At 68.7% G+C, this 16,127-nt stretch carries 12 protein-coding genes and 2 pseudogenes; 3 read left to right on the forward strand and 11 right to left on the reverse strand.

Going from position 1 to position 16,127, the window contains the following annotated elements; all coding sequences use genetic code 11:
* Positions 1-87: 87 nt before the first annotated feature.
* From pssA to AB0I23_RS19790, 10 genes are all read right to left on the reverse strand, one after another.
* Positions 88-906, reverse strand: coding sequence for a CDP-diacylglycerol--serine O-phosphatidyltransferase (gene pssA / locus AB0I23_RS19745; protein WP_359110846.1), 819 nt, complete (start codon positions 904-906; stop codon positions 88-90).
* Positions 907-928: 22 nt separating this feature from the next.
* On the reverse strand, positions 929-1,576 hold the full coding sequence (locus AB0I23_RS19750; protein ID WP_359110818.1) for a phosphatidylserine decarboxylase: 648 nt from the start codon (positions 1,574-1,576) through the stop codon (positions 929-931).
* 181 nt (positions 1,577-1,757) lie between these two features.
* Positions 1,758-2,963, reverse strand: a complete 1,206-nt coding sequence (locus AB0I23_RS19755; protein ID WP_359110819.1) for an acyl-CoA dehydrogenase family protein — start codon at positions 2,961-2,963, stop codon at positions 1,758-1,760.
* 2 nt (positions 2,964-2,965) lie between these two features.
* A complete protein-coding gene (locus AB0I23_RS19760) occupies positions 2,966-3,493 on the reverse strand; it encodes a MaoC family dehydratase (RefSeq protein WP_359110821.1) in 528 nt (175 codons plus the stop codon).
* Between the two features lie 2 nt (positions 3,494-3,495).
* Positions 3,496-4,515 carry an HpcH/HpaI aldolase/citrate lyase family protein gene (locus AB0I23_RS19765; protein ID WP_359110823.1) on the reverse strand — a complete coding sequence of 340 codons (1,020 nt, stop codon included), beginning with the start codon at positions 4,513-4,515 and terminating at the stop codon, positions 3,496-3,498.
* Positions 4,512-6,524 carry a protein meaA gene (locus AB0I23_RS19770; protein ID WP_359110825.1) on the reverse strand — a complete coding sequence of 671 codons (2,013 nt, stop codon included), beginning with the start codon at positions 6,522-6,524 and terminating at the stop codon, positions 4,512-4,514. The genes AB0I23_RS19765 and AB0I23_RS19770 overlap by 4 nt, the downstream gene beginning before the upstream one ends.
* A gap of 1 nt (position 6,525) precedes the next feature.
* Entirely contained in the window at positions 6,526-8,007 is a 1,482-nt protein-coding gene (ccrA, locus tag AB0I23_RS19775; RefSeq protein ID WP_359110826.1) for a crotonyl-CoA carboxylase/reductase, read from the reverse strand.
* Positions 8,008-8,395: 388 nt separating this feature from the next.
* Positions 8,396-9,193: a GNAT family N-acetyltransferase gene (locus tag AB0I23_RS19780; RefSeq protein ID WP_359110828.1), complete on the reverse strand. Its 798-nt coding sequence runs from the start codon at positions 9,191-9,193 to the stop codon at positions 8,396-8,398.
* A gap of 126 nt (positions 9,194-9,319) precedes the next feature.
* Entirely contained in the window at positions 9,320-10,135 is an 816-nt protein-coding gene (locus AB0I23_RS19785) for a TetR family transcriptional regulator (protein WP_359110830.1), read from the reverse strand.
* Between the two features lie 184 nt (positions 10,136-10,319).
* Entirely contained in the window at positions 10,320-12,101 is a 1,782-nt protein-coding gene (locus AB0I23_RS19790) for a 3-hydroxyacyl-CoA dehydrogenase family protein (protein ID WP_359110831.1), read from the reverse strand.
* 357 nt (positions 12,102-12,458) lie between these two features.
* Here AB0I23_RS19790 and AB0I23_RS19795 point away from each other — a divergent pair.
* Positions 12,459-13,056, forward strand: a pseudogene (locus tag AB0I23_RS19795) (adenylosuccinate lyase).
* A 58-nt stretch (positions 13,057-13,114) separates the two neighbouring features.
* Here the strand turns inward: AB0I23_RS19795 and AB0I23_RS19800 are convergent.
* The gene (locus tag AB0I23_RS19800) at positions 13,115-14,707 is read right to left on the reverse strand and encodes an alpha/beta hydrolase (protein ID WP_359110833.1); all 1,593 of its coding nucleotides are present in this window, start codon (positions 14,705-14,707) and stop codon (positions 13,115-13,117) included.
* A 278-nt stretch (positions 14,708-14,985) separates the two neighbouring features.
* Between AB0I23_RS19800 and AB0I23_RS19805 the strand changes: the two are divergent.
* Together AB0I23_RS19805 and AB0I23_RS19810 are read left to right on the forward strand one after the other, a co-directional pair.
* Positions 14,986-15,384: pseudogene (locus AB0I23_RS19805) on the forward strand (transposase); the annotation flags it as partial.
* A 2-nt stretch (positions 15,385-15,386) separates the two neighbouring features.
* Entirely contained in the window at positions 15,387-15,920 is a 534-nt protein-coding gene (locus AB0I23_RS19810; protein ID WP_359110848.1) for a kinase, read from the forward strand.
* The last annotated feature ends 207 nt before the right edge of the window (positions 15,921-16,127 follow it).

The raw sequence follows: 16,127 nt of genomic DNA on the forward strand, positions 1-16,127 counted from the left end.
GGGTGCCCGACGCATGCGAGAGGGCCCGGGTGCTGGGGAAGCACCCGGGCCCTCGTCGTACATTCTGTGCGGCTCCGCCGCGCAGCCCTAGGGCAGCTGAGCCGTCCGGGCCTCGCGCCGGTTGTCGCGGAAGGTGTTCACCCGTCGCGCCGTCGCGAAGAGCGGGATGACCGCTCCCAGGACCACCTGCAGCGCGCAGCCGGTCTGCAGGAGCAGCTGACCACCGGGGGCGTCGAACGCCCACGCGGCGAGAAGCCCCATCGCGGCCACGATCCAGCTGAGCATCGCCACCGCGAGGACGCCCCGCGGTTTCGGGTACTCGACCCGGCTGACCATCAGCCACGCCACTCCGACGATCGCGAGCAGCGTCAGTGGGAAGGGCAGCTCCAGGAGCACGATCGAGACGACCGTGAGCGCTCCGAAGGGGCTCGGCATGCCCTGGAACATGCCGTCCTTCATGGTCACGCAGGAGAATCTGGCAAGTCTGAGCACCACAGCCAGCAGCACCACGATCGCCGCCAGCGCCGAAACCCGCTGGTGTGCGTCGTCCGCGACCATGCCGTACACGAGGACGAAGTACGCCGGGGCGAGCCCGAAGCTGATCAGGTCGGAGAGGTTGTCCAGCTCGGCACCCATGGGCGAGGAGCGCAGCTTGCGCGCCACGAGCCCGTCGAAGAGGTCGAACACCGCGGCCATGAGCATGAGGATCACGGCGGTGGCCGCGGAGTGCCGGGCCATGCCGCTCTCGTCGCTGCCCGTGAGGTGCGGGATGAGGATTCCCGTGGTGGTGAAGTACACCGCCATGAAACCGCACGTGGCATTACCGAGAGTCAGGGTGTCCGCTATCGACAGCCGCATAGAGAGCGGCATGTCCTCGGCGTCGTCCTCGCACTCTGCCTCGGGCACCCAATTCGCCTGGGTGTCGGGATCAATCACGGTCAATTCGAGTCACCCCCGCGGTGGTGGCCTGGCCGACCTCGACCGCGACCTCGACACCCTCCGGAAGGTAGATGTCGACCCGGGAGCCGAAGCGGATCAGACCGATGCGTTCGCCCTGCTCGACCTTCGTACCCTGCGGGAGGTACGGAACGATGCGCCGGGCGACCGCACCCGCGATCTGCACCATCTCGATGTCGCCGAGCTCGGTGTCGAAGTGCCAGACAACGCGCTCGTTGTTCTCGCTCTCCTTGTTGAACGCCGGAACGAACCCACCGGGGATGCGCTCGACCGACGTCACCGTGCCGGCCAGCGGCGCGCGGTTCACGTGGACGTTCAGGGGACTCATGAAGATCGCGACGCGGGTGCGTCCGTCCTTCCACGGCATGATGCTCTGCACCACACCGTCGGCCGGAGAAATGACCCGGCCCTGGGTGATCTCGCGCTCGGGGTCGCGGAAGAACCACAGCATGCCCGCCGCGAGGGCGGTGGTGGGCACGGCCACCGCGGCCCAGCGTCCGGACCTGCGGGCCCGGGCGAGGCTGAGGGCCGCGGTGGCGACGGTCGGGAGGAGCCACGGCGAAGCTCCGCGCGCAAGGCGGACTCCGCCGCGTGGTGCAGAGGTTTGGCTGTCGGGCATGGATGACCTTCGTAGCGGATGAGGCCGCGCTGGCAACGGGGGACGGCGGCTTTTCCGGCGATGTTATCGGTTGCGAGCCGCAACTGGGCAAGCCAGCAGCCGAGTCGGACGGCTGGAAGACACCGGCAGAGGATGACAGGGTGTGATCTTCTTCGCGGCTAAATCACCTGGAAGGGGACAATCACCCCTGGAACCGGTACTCCTCGAGGAGTCGGCGCCCAATGATCATTTTCTGGATCTCGGCGGTACCTTCACCGATCAGCAGCATCGGGGCCTCCCGGTAGAGGCGCTCGATCTCGTACTCCTTGGAGAAGCCGTAACCGCCGTGGATGCGGAAGGCGTCCTCGACGACTTCCTTGCAGTACTCGGAGGCGAGGTACTTCGCCATCCCTGCCTCCAGGTCGTTTCGTTCCCCGGAGTCCTTTTTGCGTGCCGCATTCACCATCATTGCATGGGCGGCTTCGACCTTGGTGGCCATTTCGGCCAGCTTGAACTGGATGGCCTGGTGCTGCGCGATCGGCTTTCCGAAGGTGTGGCGCTGCTGAGCGTAGGAAACGCCCAGCTCGAATGCACGCTGCGCGACACCGCAGCCACGCGCAGCCACATTTACCCGGCCGACTTCGACACCATCCATCATGTGGTAAAACCCGCGACCGGTGGTCCCGCCGAGTGCACGATTGGCCGGAATGCGCAGTCCGTCCATGATGAGTTCGGTCGTGTCGACGCCCTTGTAACCCATCTTGTCGATCTTTCCGGGGATGGTGAGCCCCGGCCGGACCTCGCCGAAGCCGGGCTCCTTCTCCACCAGGAAGGCCGTCATCGACTTGTGCGGGGCCGTGCCCTCGGGGTGGCCTTCGTCACTCCGGCACAGGACGGCGACGAGCGAGGACGTGCCGCCGTTCGTCAGCCACATCTTCTGGCCGTTCAGGACGTACTCGTCGCCTTCCCTGACGCCCTTGGAGGTGATCGCGGAGACGTCGGAGCCCAGGGCCGGCTCGGACATCGAGAACGCGCCCCGGACCTCGCCCAGCGCCATTCGGGGCAGGAATGTGTCCTTCTGCTCCTGGGTGCCGTGCTGCTTGAGCATGTACGCCACGATGAAGTGCGTGTTGATGATTCCCGACACGCTCATCCAGCCGCGGGCGATTTCCTCCACGCAGAGCGCGTATGTGAGAAGCGACTCACCCAGACCTCCGTATTCCTCGGGAATCATCAGCCCGAACAGGCCGAGTTCCTTGAGCCCCTCGACGATCTCCGTCGGGTACTCGTCGCGGTGCTCCAGCTGGGTCGCGACCGGAATGATCTCCTTGTCGACGAAATCCCGGACCGTGGAGAGGATTTCCTGCTGGATGTCGTTCAGGCCGGCGGTCTGGGCGAGTCGCGTCATGGCTACTTCTCCACGTTCTTCTGCGAAGGCTGGTTCAGCTCCGGGCGGCCGGGCTGCTCGCCGCCCCGCTCCTTGATGTACGTCTCGGTGGGGACCATCACCTTGCGGCGGAACACGCAGACGAGAGTCCCGTCCTGCTTGTAGCCCTTGGTCTCCACGTAAACGATTCCGCGGTCGCTCCTGGACTTTGACGGAGTCTTGTCGAGAACGGTTGTCTCGCCGTAGATCGTGTCGCCGTGGAAGGTCGGCGCGACATGCTTCAGCGACTCGACCTCCAGGTTGGCGATCGCCTTTCCGGAGACGTCCGGCACGGACATGCCGAGCAATAGCGAGTAGATGTAGTTGCCGACTACAACGTTCTTGCCGAAATCGGTCGTCTTCTCCGCGTAGTTGCTGTCCATGTGCAGCGGGTGATGATTCATGGTGAGCAGACAGAAAAGGTGGTCGTCATACTCCGTGACCGTTTTTCCGGGCCAGTGCTTGTACACCGCACCGACCTCGAACTCCTCGTAGGTACGTCCGAACTGCATGATCAGGCCTCCGGCGCTTCGAACTTGGAGGTGCGCTGCATACCGGCCGCGCGGCCCTTGCCCGCGACGACCAGGGCCATCTTCCGGCTGGCCTCGTCGATCATCTCGTCGCCGAGCATCGCCGAACCCTTCTTGCCGCCCGCTTCCGAGGTGCACCACTCGTATGCGTCGAGAATCAGCTCGGCGTGGTCGTAGTCCTCCTGCGAGGGCGAGAACACCTCATTGGCCGCGTCGACCTGACCGGGGTGCAGCACCCATTTGCCGTCGAAGCCCAGCGCTGCCGCACGCCCCGCGACCTCGCGGTACGCGTCCACGTCACGGATCTGCAGGAAGGGACCGTCGATCGCCTGGAGGTCGTGCGTACGGGCCGCCATCAGAATGCGCATGAGGATGTAGTGGTACGCGTCGGCGCCGTAGCCGGGCGGCTGCTGACCGACGACCAGGGTCTTCATGTTGATCGATGCCATGAAGTCGGCCGGACCGAAGATCAGCGTCTCCAGGCGCGGCGAGGCGGCGGCGATGTCGTCGATGTTCACCAGGCCCTTGGCGTTCTCGATCTGCGCCTCGATGCCGATCTTCCCGACCTCGAAGCCCATCGTCTTCTCGATCTGGGTGAGCAGCAGGTCGAGGGCGACGACCTGCTGGGCGTCCTGGACCTTCGGCAGCATGATGCAGTCGAGGTTCTGGCCGGCGCCCTCGACGACCGTGATCACATCGCGGTACGTCCAGTGCGTCGTCCAGTCGTTGACGCGCACGACCCGGGTCTTGCCCGTCCAGTCGCCGTTGTTCAGCGCGTCGACGATGTGGTGCCGGGCGCCTTCCTTGGCGAGGGGGGCGCAGGCGTCCTCGAGGTCCAGGAAGACCTGGTCGGCAGGGAGGCCCTGGGCCTTCTCCAGGAACCGCGGGTTCGAGCCCGGCACAGCCAGGCAGGAGCGGCGCGGACGCAGACGGTTCGCGAGGTGCGCGGCGGAGCCGCTCCCCGGAAGGGCGGTGGCGGGAGACGGGTGGGCGGGCTGGGTCATGCGAGGACCTCCAGAGGGTCGAGCTTGTTCGCTTTCCGGATCTCGTCGACGATACGGCCGATGATCTCCGTGATACCGAAGTCCTTCGGGGTGAACACGGCGGCGACACCCGCCTCGATCAGCGTGGTGGCGTCGGCGGGCGGAATGATCCCGCCCGCGATCACCGGGATGTCGTTCGCGCCGGCCTCCCGCAGCCGGTTCAGCACGTCCGGCACCAGCTCGGCGTGCGAGCCGGACAGGATGGACAGACCGACGCAGTGCACGTCCTCGGCGAGCGCCGCCGAGACGATTTGTTCGGGGGTCAGCCTGATCCCCTGGTAGGCGACCTCGAACCCGGCGTCACGGGCCCGTACGGCGATCTGCTCCGCGCCGTTGGAGTGCCCGTCCAGGCCCGGCTTGCCGACCAGCAGCCGCAGCCGTCCGGCGCCGAGGTCCTCGGCGGTGCGGGCGACCTTCTCCCGTACCAGCGCAAGCGGGGAGCCCGACTCCGCGGTGACGGCGACCGGGGCGGACGAGACGCCCGTCGGGGCCCGGAACTCGCCGAACACATCGCGCAGCGCCCAGGACCATTCGCCGGTGGTGACACCCGCGCGGGCGCACTCCACGGTCGCTTCCATCATGTTCTCGGTGCCGGCCGCGGCCTTCTTCAGTGCCGCGAGGGCCTCGGAGGCGCGGGCCTCGTCCCGGTGATCGCGCCACTCGTGGAGCGCCGCCACCACCCTGGCCTCGTTGGCGGGGTCGACCGTCATGATCGCGCCGTCGAGGTCCGCGGTGAGCGGGTTCGGCTCGGTCGTCTCGTAGATGTTGACGCCGACGATCTTCTCCTCGCCGCCCTCGATCCGGGCCCGTCGCTGCGCGTGCGAGGAGACCAGCTCCGACTTCAGATAGCCGGACTCGACGGCCGCCATGACGCCGCCCATCTGCTGGATCCGGTCGATCTCCGCGAGGGATTCGCTGACCAGGGAGTCGACCTTGGCCTCGATCACCTGCGATCCGGCGAAGATGTCGTCGTACTCCAGTAGATCGCTCTCGTGCGCGAGGACCTGCTGGATGCGCAGCGACCACTGCTGGTCCCAGGGCCGGGGGAGCCCCAGCGCCTCGTTCCAGGCGGGCAGCTGGACGGCCCGGGCGCGGGCGTCCTTGGAGAGGGTGACGGCCAGCATCTCCAGGACGATGCGCTGGACGTTGTTCTCCGGCTGTGCCTCGGTCAGTCCGAGGGAGTTGACCTGGACGCCGTAGCGGAAGCGGCGCTGCTTGGCGTCCGTGATGCCGTACCGCTCGCGGGTGACCTGGTCCCAGATGCGGCCGAAGGCGCGCATCTTGCACATCTCCTCGATGAAGCGGACGCCCGCGTTCACGAAGAAGGAGATGCGGGCGACCACATCGCCGAACTTCTCCTCGGGCACCTGGCCCGAGTCGCGCACGGCGTCCAGGACCGCAAGGGCCGTCGACATGGCGTAGGCGATCTCCTGGACCGGAGTGGCTCCCGCCTCCTGCAGGTGGTAGCTGCAGATGTTGATCGGGTTCCATTTCGGCATGTGGTTGACCGTGTACGTGATCATGTCGGTCGTCAGCCGCAGCGAGGGGCCGGGCGGGAAGACATGCGTCCCGCGCGAGAGGTACTCCTTGACGATGTCGTTCTGCGTCGTGCCCTGGAGCTTCGTGGCGTCGGCGCCCTGCTCCTCGGCGACCACCTGATAGAGCGCCAGCAGCCACATCGCGGTGGCGTTGATCGTCATCGAGGTGTTCATCTGTTCCAGCGGGATGTCCTGGAACAGCCGCCGCATGTCACCGAGGTGCGAGACGGGCACACCGACCCGGCCGACTTCGCCGCGGGCGAGGATGTGATCGGGGTCGTAACCCGTCTGGGTCGGCAGGTCGAAGGCGACCGAAAGACCCGTCTGGCCCTTGGCGAGGTTGCGCCGGTAGAGCTCGTTGGACGCCTCGGCGGTCGAGTGACCGGCGTACGTCCGCATGAGCCACGGACGGTCCTTCTGACGCCCACTCATATCAGACATCCCGGCTGTGTTTGTCGGTCCGTTCCGCTGACGCGTCGCGGCTGTGTTTGTCGGTCCGTTCCGCTGCCGCGTCGCGGCTGTGTTTGTCGGTCCGTTCCGCTGACGCGTCGCGGCTGTGTTTGTCGGTCCGTTCCGCTGACGCGTCGCGGAACAGGTTGATGGCGTCGATGTGCTGTTCGCGCAGCTCCTCGTTGCGCACACCCAGACCCTCGCGCGGGGCCAGCGCCAGGACACCGACCTTGCCCTGGTGCAGGTTGCGGTGCACGTCGTACGCGGCCTGGCCGGTCTCCTCCAGGGAGTAGACCTTCGACAGCGTCGGGTGGATCTTGCCCTTGGCGACCAGCCGGTTGGCCTCCCACGCCTCGCGGTAATTGGCGAAGTGCGAGCCCACGATCTTCTTCAGCGACATCCACAGGTAGCGGTTGTCGTACTCGTGGTTGTAGCCCGAGGTCGAGGCGCAGGTGACGATCGTGCCGCCCTTGCGGGTCACGTACACCGAGGCGCCGAACGTCTCGCGGCCCGGGTGCTCGAAGACGATGTCGACGTCCTCGCCGCCGGTCAGCTCACGGATGCGCTTGCCGAACCGCTTCCACTCGCGCGGGTCCTGGTTGTGCTCGTCCTTCCAGAACTTGTAGCCCTCGGCGTTGCGGTCGATGATCGCCTCGGCGCCCATCTTCCGGCAGATGTCCGCCTTCTGGTCGCTGGAGACGACACAGACCGGGTTGGCGCCACCGGCCAGCGCGAACTGCGTGGCGTACGAACCGAGTCCGCCGCTGGCGCCCCAGATCAGCACGTTGTCGCCCTGCTTCATGCCGGCGCCGTTGCGCGAGACGAGCTGGCGGTACGCGGTGGAATTGACCAGGCCCGGAGCCGCGGCCTCCTCCCAGCTGAGGTGCTGCGGCTTCGGCATCAGCTGGTTGGACTTGACAAGTGCGAGCTCTGCCAGGCCGCCGAAGTTGGTCTCGAAGCCCCAGATCCGCTGCTCGGGGTCGAGCATCGTGTCGTTGTGGCCGTCCGAGGACTCCAGTTCGACCGAGAGGCAGTGCGCGACGACCTCGTCGCCGGGGTGCCAGGCGTTGACGCCGGGGCCGGTGCGCAGGACGACGCCCGCCAGGTCGGAGCCGATGATGTGGTACGGCAGGTCGTGGCGCTTGGTGAGCTCGCTGAGCTTTCCGTAGCGCTCCAGGAACCCGAAGGTGGAGAGCGGCTCGAAGATCGAGGTCCAGACGGTGTTGTAGTTCACCGAGCTGGCCATGACGGCGACCAGCGCCTCACCGGGCCCGAGCTCCGGCACCGGCACCTCGTCGAGGTGCAGCGACTTGCGGGGGTCCTTGTCGCGGGTGGCGAGCCCGGCGAACATCTCCGTCTCGTCCTTGTGCACGGTCACCGCGCGGTACGACTCGGGGATGGACAGGGCCGCGAAATCCGCGGCGGTGCTGTCCTGCGATTGGATCGCGTCCAGGATTTCCTTCACGGTGTGCCTCCGGGATGGGGTCTCCCCTGCTCGAGCGGAGCCGAGAGCTTGGGGACGTCGAGGGACGCTTGAGGGTCCCTGCCAACGGGGGTGCGGTGCGGTGTGGAGGTGCTGCCGTCGGTTCGGCTGGAAAGGCTTCGGCTTGCTCTGGTGGAGCAGAAGGGGTTGCCTGTGACGCAGGCGCCCGGGCGCGCAGGCACATGGCTTGCGGGGACAGCCGGCGCACGTGAGGTCTCTGCACGCCGGCCGCCCGGACAACTTCAACGTATGGCACTCCGTGACACCTGGCAAGGCACTCGGTGCCAACAATTTCTCTCAGTTGTCGTCCGCCGGGCACGTATGAGCGGCAAGGTGGCTGTTTCGCGTTGTTCTGTCCCTCTGGGTCCGGTCAGGCCGGACGCCGGTACACATACGGCGTGGTGGTGGACAGGGCCCGGAAGCCGAGCCGCTGGAGGATCGGACGGCTCAGCTCGGTCGCGTCGACCTGTAGATACCGGAAGCCACGCTCGGCGGCGATCCGGGCACGGAACGCGACCAGCGCCCGGTAGATGCCCTTGCCACGCCACGGCTCCACGGTCCCGCCGCCCCAGAGCCCGGCAAAGCCGGTGCCCGGGTACAGCTCCATCCGGGCCGAACTCACCGGCTCGTCGCCCGCCATGGCCAGTACCCCGACGAAGCTGTCCGGGGCCTCGGCCAGCTGGGCCAGCACCTGGTGCCGCAGCCGCGACCAGTCCGAGCCGAAGGCCCGCTCGTGGGCCGCGGCCATCAGCTCCACACCGGCCGCGTCCGTCACCACGCGCAGCTCGACTCCTTCCGGGAGCTCCACGGCCGTCCTGAGGTCCGCGACGGGGGCGACCAGGAGGGTCTCCGGCGGCTCCGCGACGAAGCCGGCGTCCGCCAGCCGCTGCCCCAGATCGGCCGGCCGGTCGTGCCCGTACAGCTTCCATTCGAACTCGTCGTGGCCGAGCGCGGTGAAGTGCTCCACCTGCGCGGCGATCGCCGCGTCCGCCCGCACGGCGTCCAGGCCGGGGGCCGACCAGACGACACCGTTCCAGTCGTCGGCCCTTCCGACCTGCCGTACGACGTCGGCGGTGCGCTCGACGCGGACGCCGGGCCCGTCGGGGCGGGCCTGCTCGCGCAACTCGCGGTCGAAGAGAGTCAGCAGGGTGTCGCGATCATGAGTCATCCCCCCACCACAACACCGCGGTACGGGCGCGGCAACCGGGTTTTTCCGCCCGGACGCGCGAACGCCGGAAGGGCTCGACTCCGAGCCCGTCCGGCGACGGTGGAGCGAGGGGCCGACAGGCCCCGCTCAGCGGTCCTTGAGTGCCTGCTGGATCGTGCGCATCACTTCGTCGAGCGGCGCGTCCGTCCGTGCCACCGCGACGAGCACCTCGCCCTTGGTGCGCACCGAAGCGACGGGCGCCGGCGTCGGTTCGGCCCCGGCGACGCGCCCGGCCCCGATGCCCGTCCCGAACGTGTCCCGGACGATCGCGAAGGCGTGGTCGAGCTGGGCCTCCACATCGCCCTGGCCGTCCGCCCTCAGCCAGCGGCGCAGCACATGGTTGTGCGCGGTGACGACGGCCGACGCCGCGACCTCCGCCAGCAGCGGGTCGTCGTTGCCGACATGGTGGTCGCGCTCGTCGAAGTGGCCCAGCAGATAGCGCGTGAACAGCCGCTCGTAACGGGCCACCGAGGCGATCTCGGCCTCCCGCAGCGTGGGGACCTCACGGGTCAGCTTGTAGCGGGCCACGGAGACCGCGGGCTTCGCCGCGTACATCTTCATGACTTCCTTGATGCCGCGGCAGACGGTGTCGAGCGGATGCTCGTGCGCGGGGGCGGCATTGAGGACGGCCTCGGCCCGGACGAGGGTGTCGTCGTGGTCGGGGAAGATCGCCTCTTCCTTGGAGCGGAAGTGCCGGAAAAAGGTCCGCCGGGCGACTCCCGCGGCGCCCGCGATCTCGTCGACCGTCGTCGCCTCGTACCCCTTCGTGGCGAACAGCTCCATCGCCGCGGCGGCCAGTTCGCGGCGCATTTTGAGCCGTTGGGCGGCGGCGCGCGTTCCTGCGGCACTTTCCGGAGCGTCGGGCACGGCGGAGACACGGGGGGACCTGGCGGGCTGGGACATGGTGTGAACGTACTGCATCAGTACAGGAGAGCGCGCCTGCGGGGGCGGGCCGGCCGGCCGCACTTCCCACGCCGCGGGCTGTGCGGGCGGTTCGAGCAGCCTTCCCCCTCCGGCTCCCGGCCCGGGAGCCGGAGGGGGTGCCCCGGCCGGGGCACCGGCCCGCCGATCAGGCACCCGCCGGTCCTCAGCGCCGGGCATATTCGCGGAAGCCGCGCCCCGTCTTGCGGCCGAGGCAGCCGGCGGCCACCAGGTGCTCCAGCAGCGGCGCCGGGGCGAGGCCCGGGTCGCGGAACTCGCTGTGCAGCACCTTCTCGATGGCGAGCGAGACATCGAGCCCGACGACGTCCAGGAGTTCGAACGGGCCCATCGGGTAACCGCCGCCCAGCTTCATCGCGGCGTCGATGTCGTCGAGGGTCGCGTAGTGCTCCTCGACCATCTTGATCGCGTTGTTGAGGTACGGGAACAGCAGCGCGTTAACGATGAACCCGGCCCGGTCCCCGCAGTCCACCGGGTGCTTGCGGATCTTCCCGCACACCTCTCGGACGGTTGCGTGGACGTCGTCCGCGGTCAGCACCGTACGGACCACCTCGACGAGCTTCATCGCGGGCGCCGGGTTGAAGAAGTGCATCCCGATGACGTCCTGCGGACGCGAGGTCGCCCGCGCGCACGCCACGACCGGCAGCGACGAGGTGGTGGTGGCGAGCACCGCGCCCGGCTTGCAGATCTTGTCCAGCGTGCCGAACAGCTGTTGCTTGACCGCGAGATCCTCGGCGACCGCCTCGACCGCGAGGTCGACATCGGCGAACGAGTCCAGCGAACCGGCAGCGGTGATCCGGCCCAGGGTCTCGTCCCGCGCCTGCGCCGTCTGCCGCCCCTTGGTGACCGATCGCTCCAGCGACTTGGCGATCCTCCCCTTCGCGGTGTCCGCCTTCTCCTGGCTGCGTGCGGCGAGCACCACGTCGTAACCGGCCTTCGCGAAGACCTCCGCGATACCCGAGGCCATCGTCCCGGAGCCCGCGACGCCCACCGACCGGACCGTGCGCCCGGCGACCGCTCCGGCGCTCTCCGGCGGAGTCTGCGCGTCCGGCACCACGGTCTGGCTGCCCGGCGCCACGTACGCATAGAAGCCACGGCCCGACTTGCGGCCGGTCAGACCGGCCTCGCTGAGCTGCTTGAGGATCGGCGCGGGGGCGTGCAGCCGGTCGTGCGACGCGGAGTACATCGCCTCCAGGACGGTACGGGCGGTGTCCACGCCGATCAGGTCGAGCAGGGCGAGGGGGCCCATCGGCAGCCCGCAGCCCAGTTTCATGGCCGCGTCGATGTCCTCACGGGAGGCGTAGTTCGCCTCGTACATCGCGGCGGCCTGGTTGAGGTAGCCGAAGAGCAGCCCGTCGGCGACGAAGCCCGGCCGGTCGCCCACCGCGACCGGGTCCTTGCCGAGCTCGCGGGCGAGCTCCGTGACCGCCTCGACGGCCGGCGGCGCGGTCAGCACCGAGGAGACCACCTCGACCAGCTTCATCGCGGGCGCCGGGTTGAAGAAGTGCAGGCCGAGCACGCGTTCCGGGTGCTGCGACTCGGCCGCGAGCCGGGTCACCGACAGGGCGTTCGTGCCGGTCGCCAGGATCGTGGTGGGGGAGACGATCGCGTCGAGCTCCCGGAAGACCTGCTGCTTGATCTCGTACGACTCGGGAACGACCTCGATGACGAGTTGCGCGTCCGCCGCGGCCTGCAGATCGGAGAAGGTACGGAACCGGGCGAGCATGTCCAGGCGCTCATCCTCGGTGATCCGCTCCTTCCGCACGGCGCGGGCGGTGGAGGCCTCCAGCGCGGAGACCGCCTGACGGGCGGCCGCGTCGCTGACGTCGATACCGATGACCTCGCGGCCGGCCCGGGCCAGGACCTCGGCGATGCCGATGCCCATGGTGCCGAGACCGACGACGGCGATGGTGGAGAGAGGGATGTCCATCACGGGACTCCAGAGATGAGTGACGACTGAGTGGGCGCACGGCGCGCACGGATTCAGCTGGGGCCGAAAGGGTCCAACCAGCGCATGGCGTGCGGGAATTGCGTGTCGAGGTGCTCCTGGCCGGGGGTGCGGGAGGCACGCCCGGACGGGAGAGGGGGCGACGGACTCTGTCCCGGAGTCGCGTCTCACAAAACTGCCGAACCGACAAGCACTCCGGGTGGCTGCGTCACCAGGCCACTGGAGTCGGCGGGGGTGTGTCCCGCTCACATGAGATTAACCGGCGAGTAACGAGCGCGCCAGCCCCGGGCTGCTGTGCGCCGCCTCACACTCACCGTGGCCGCCGATACCCTCAGGGTCATGGACGAGGAGTTCCGGTCGCTGATCGACCGGCTGGCGGACGAGGCGGGGGAGTCGGCGGCGTACCGCAGGCTGCTCGCGACCGACGACGACGAGGAACTGGCCCGGGTCCTCGTCGAACGGGAACGCCCGCTCTGGGCGCGTGAGATCGCCGCGTTCCGGCTCGGCTGCGGCGGGGACCGACGGGCCTTCGAGGCACTGGTCCTGCTGCTCAACCACCGCGACCCCGAGCGCTGCGTCTCCGCGGCCCACGCCCTGGTGCGCCTGGGAGACCCCCGCACCCCGCACCCCGCGCGCCGCCGCCGCCCTCGCGACGAACGCCCTGCGCACCGCGTACGCCCTGCACCCGGTCCGCCTGCTCACCGCACTGCGGGCCCCCGAGTCCGTCCCGGCGCTGATCAGCACCTTGGAGCGGCTGCTGGGCCCGGACGAGCCGCACTGGCGGGTGGCGCTGGCCTGTGTGGAGGGGCTGGGGCAGCTCGGCGACGCGCAGGCACGCCCGGTCCTGGAGGCGGCACTGCCGCACCCCAGGCTGGCCGGAGCGGCGGAGCGGGCGATCGGCCGGCTGCCGTCGCCATCGGGCATGCCCGGCGATTGAGGACGTGGCGGCGGCCGGGCGGGTCCGGCTGCCTTCGCCGGCCCCGGACCCGGTCCCCTCAGCTGTGGAAGCCGAGCAGCCCGTGCAACGCGGCACCCTTGCTGTCCGCGCGCTTCGCGCGCTTGGCCGCCTCGACGGTCAGCGGCTTCGGGTCGGGCGACTTCGCGCACATTGCATCCGGGTTCGCGCGGCTGCCGGCGCCGCGCGGGACGGTGCCCCTGGCGAGATAGTCCGTCAGGTACTTGTCCAGGCAGGCGTTGCCACTCAGTGTGACACCGTGGTTGCCGCCGCCCTGCTCGACGACCAGGCTGGAGCCGCGGAGCCGGCCGTGCAGGGTGACCCCGCCCTCGTACGGTGTGGCCGCGTCCTCCGTGGCCTGGAAGAGCAGCACCGGGGGGAGAGCGTGGTTCGAGACCTGCACCGGCTTCAGCGGCTCCACCGGCCAGGAGGCGCACGGCGCGTTGTACCAGGTGTTGCTCCAGGTGAAGAAGGGCGCTTTGGCGTGCACCTTCCAGGTGTCGTTACGCCAGGTGTTCCAGTTCCGCGGCCACCGGGAGTCGCGGCACTGCACGGCCGCGTACACGGAGTAGCCGTTGTCGCCCTTCGCGTCGACGGCACCGAGCCGGTCGTACGCGGCGACGAGTGCGGCCTGGTCCTTGTGGTTCACGTACGCGGCGAACGCGTCGGCCAGATACGGCCAGTACCCGTTGTAGTAGCCGCCCGGCAGGAAGGTGTTCTCCAGTTCGCTCGGACCGACCTTCATGCCCGCGGGCTGCTTCCGCACCGCGTCGCGCATCCGGTACCAGGCCGCCTCGACCTCCGCCGGGTCACTGCCGAGCCGGTACGTCTCGTCATGCTTCGCCACCCATGCGGCGAACGCCTTCTGACGGGCGTCGAACGCGTAGTTCTGACCGATGTTGTCCTCGTACCAGACCCCGTCCGGGTCGACGTTCGAGTCGAGCACCAGCCGCCGCACCCGCTGCGGGAACAGCTTCGCGTACACCGCGCCCAGGTACGTGCCGTACGAGTACCCGAAGTAGTTGATCTTCGGGGCGCCGGTGGCCCGGCGGATCACATCGAGGTCCTTGGCGGCGCTGACCGTGTCCATGTACGGCAGCAGATCGGGGTACTTCCTCCCGCACTCCTCGGCGAAGTTGCGGGCCCGCTCCCGGTTGGTCCGCTCGTCGGCGAGGCTCTGCGGCACCGAGTCGGGACGCAGCGGCTTGAAGTATTTGGGTACGCAGTCGAGCGCCGGGGAGCTCCGGCCGACCCCGCGCGGGTCGAACCCGATCACGTCGTACTGCGCGGCGACGTCCTTCGGGAGCGAGGAGGCCACGAACCCGGCCATGGTCAGTCCGCTGCCGCCGGGCCCCCCGGGGTTGACGAACAACGGTCCCTGCGAGGTCTTCGCGGTGTGCGGGATCCGGGACAGGGCGAGGGTGATCTGCCGACCCGACGGGACGTCATGATTGAGCGGTGTGAGGACCTTTGAGCACTGCAGTTTCGGATACGACGTGGTGCCGCAGTCGGTCCAGCGGAGTTGCGCGGCATGCGGTGCGACGCCGGTGGCGGCCGCCGGGGACGGTGCGGCGGTCAGCAGACCGGCGACCGTCGCACCGACGGCGATCAGAATTCCTGAACGATTCGTCATATGGCCTCCCGTGGTGGAGGGAATGCGGCTGCGTGTGGCACAGCCCCCGCCGCATGCTCCCCACATTCGGACACGAAAGGACATGTTCTGGTGAGAGTTGACCCGTTTGCCGGGATGATGACGGACGCTCAGAGCAGGGTCAGCTGGGTGGACCCGGGACCGTCAGGCGGCCTTACCTTCGTGGACGGGTTGATCGAGCCATTCGTAGGGTTGGGTCGCCCAGGGGTGCTGGGTGTGGCTTTCAGGCGGCTGCCGTTCGTGGCTGAAGTCGCACCAAAGGGCCGCTGGTGCTGCTGACGGGCTACCAGACCCCAGCGGCCATCCGCCGCGCGGGCGTGAACCGCCTGACCAAGTGGCTGCACACCCGCAAGGTCCGCAATGCCGAAGCCCTTGCCATCGCCGCGGTCGAGGCCGCCGAGCGACAGCGCACAGCAGTCCCCGGCGAAGCGGCCGTCGCGGCGATGGTGTGCGCGCTGGTCGAGGAGGTGATCGCCCTCAACGAGAAGATCGCGGAGATCGACAAGCCCATCGAGGGCCGGTTTCGCCGCCATGAACTCGCCGACGTAATCACCAGCATCCCGGGCATCGGTGCTCTGCCCGGAGCGGAGTTCCTGGCCGTCGTGGGCAGCGACATGGCATCCTTCGCCACCCCGGACCGCCTGGCTGCCTTCGCCGGATGATGGTGGGCACCGAGAACACGAGACTGGTCGTCCTGCGGGGCAATAGCGCTTCGGGGAAGTCGTCCGTCGCGGCCGGCATCCGCAACTGCTTCGATTGCGGCCTGGCCTGGGTGGAGCAGGACAACCTGCGCAGGATCGTGCTGCGCGAGCGGGACCGGCCCGGCGCGGCGAACATCGGCCTGATCGACCTGACCGCCCGATACGCACTGGAAGCCGGGTACCACGTGGTGGTCGAAGGGATCTTGTATGCCGACCACTACGGCAAGATGCTTGCCCGGCTGCGCGCCGACCACCGCAGTGTGACCCACGGCTACTACCTGCACGTGCCGTTCGAGCAGACCCTCGCCCGCCACGCCACCAAGCCGATCGCACACGAGGTCAGTGAGCCGCACCTGAGAGAGTGGTACCGGGAACTCGATCTGCTGCCCGGCGACATCGAGACCGTCATCGAGGCTGACAGCACCCTCACCGACACGGTCGACCGCATCATGCTCGACGCCGGCCTGGCCGGCCTTCTTACACTGGAGCACTGACAGCGACGGCACGAGACCCCGGGCCGCGGGCCCCGGGGTCTGGCTGTGCGTTGGTGTCTCCGGCCCGGTTCAGCGACCAGCTGGCGGAGCATCAGCCTCATGTATTCAGCTATAGCGTTTGTCCGCCTGTGAACTGACGTCTTGACAGTAAAAGGGTGCCCCTGGCCTGCGATGATCTGGATTGACTAGATCAAGAACGTCGCGGAG

The sequence above is a fragment of the Streptomyces atratus genome, assembly GCF_040655115.1.
In the GTDB taxonomy this organism is placed as follows: Bacteria; Actinomycetota; Actinomycetes; order Streptomycetales; family Streptomycetaceae; genus Streptomyces; species Streptomyces atratus_D.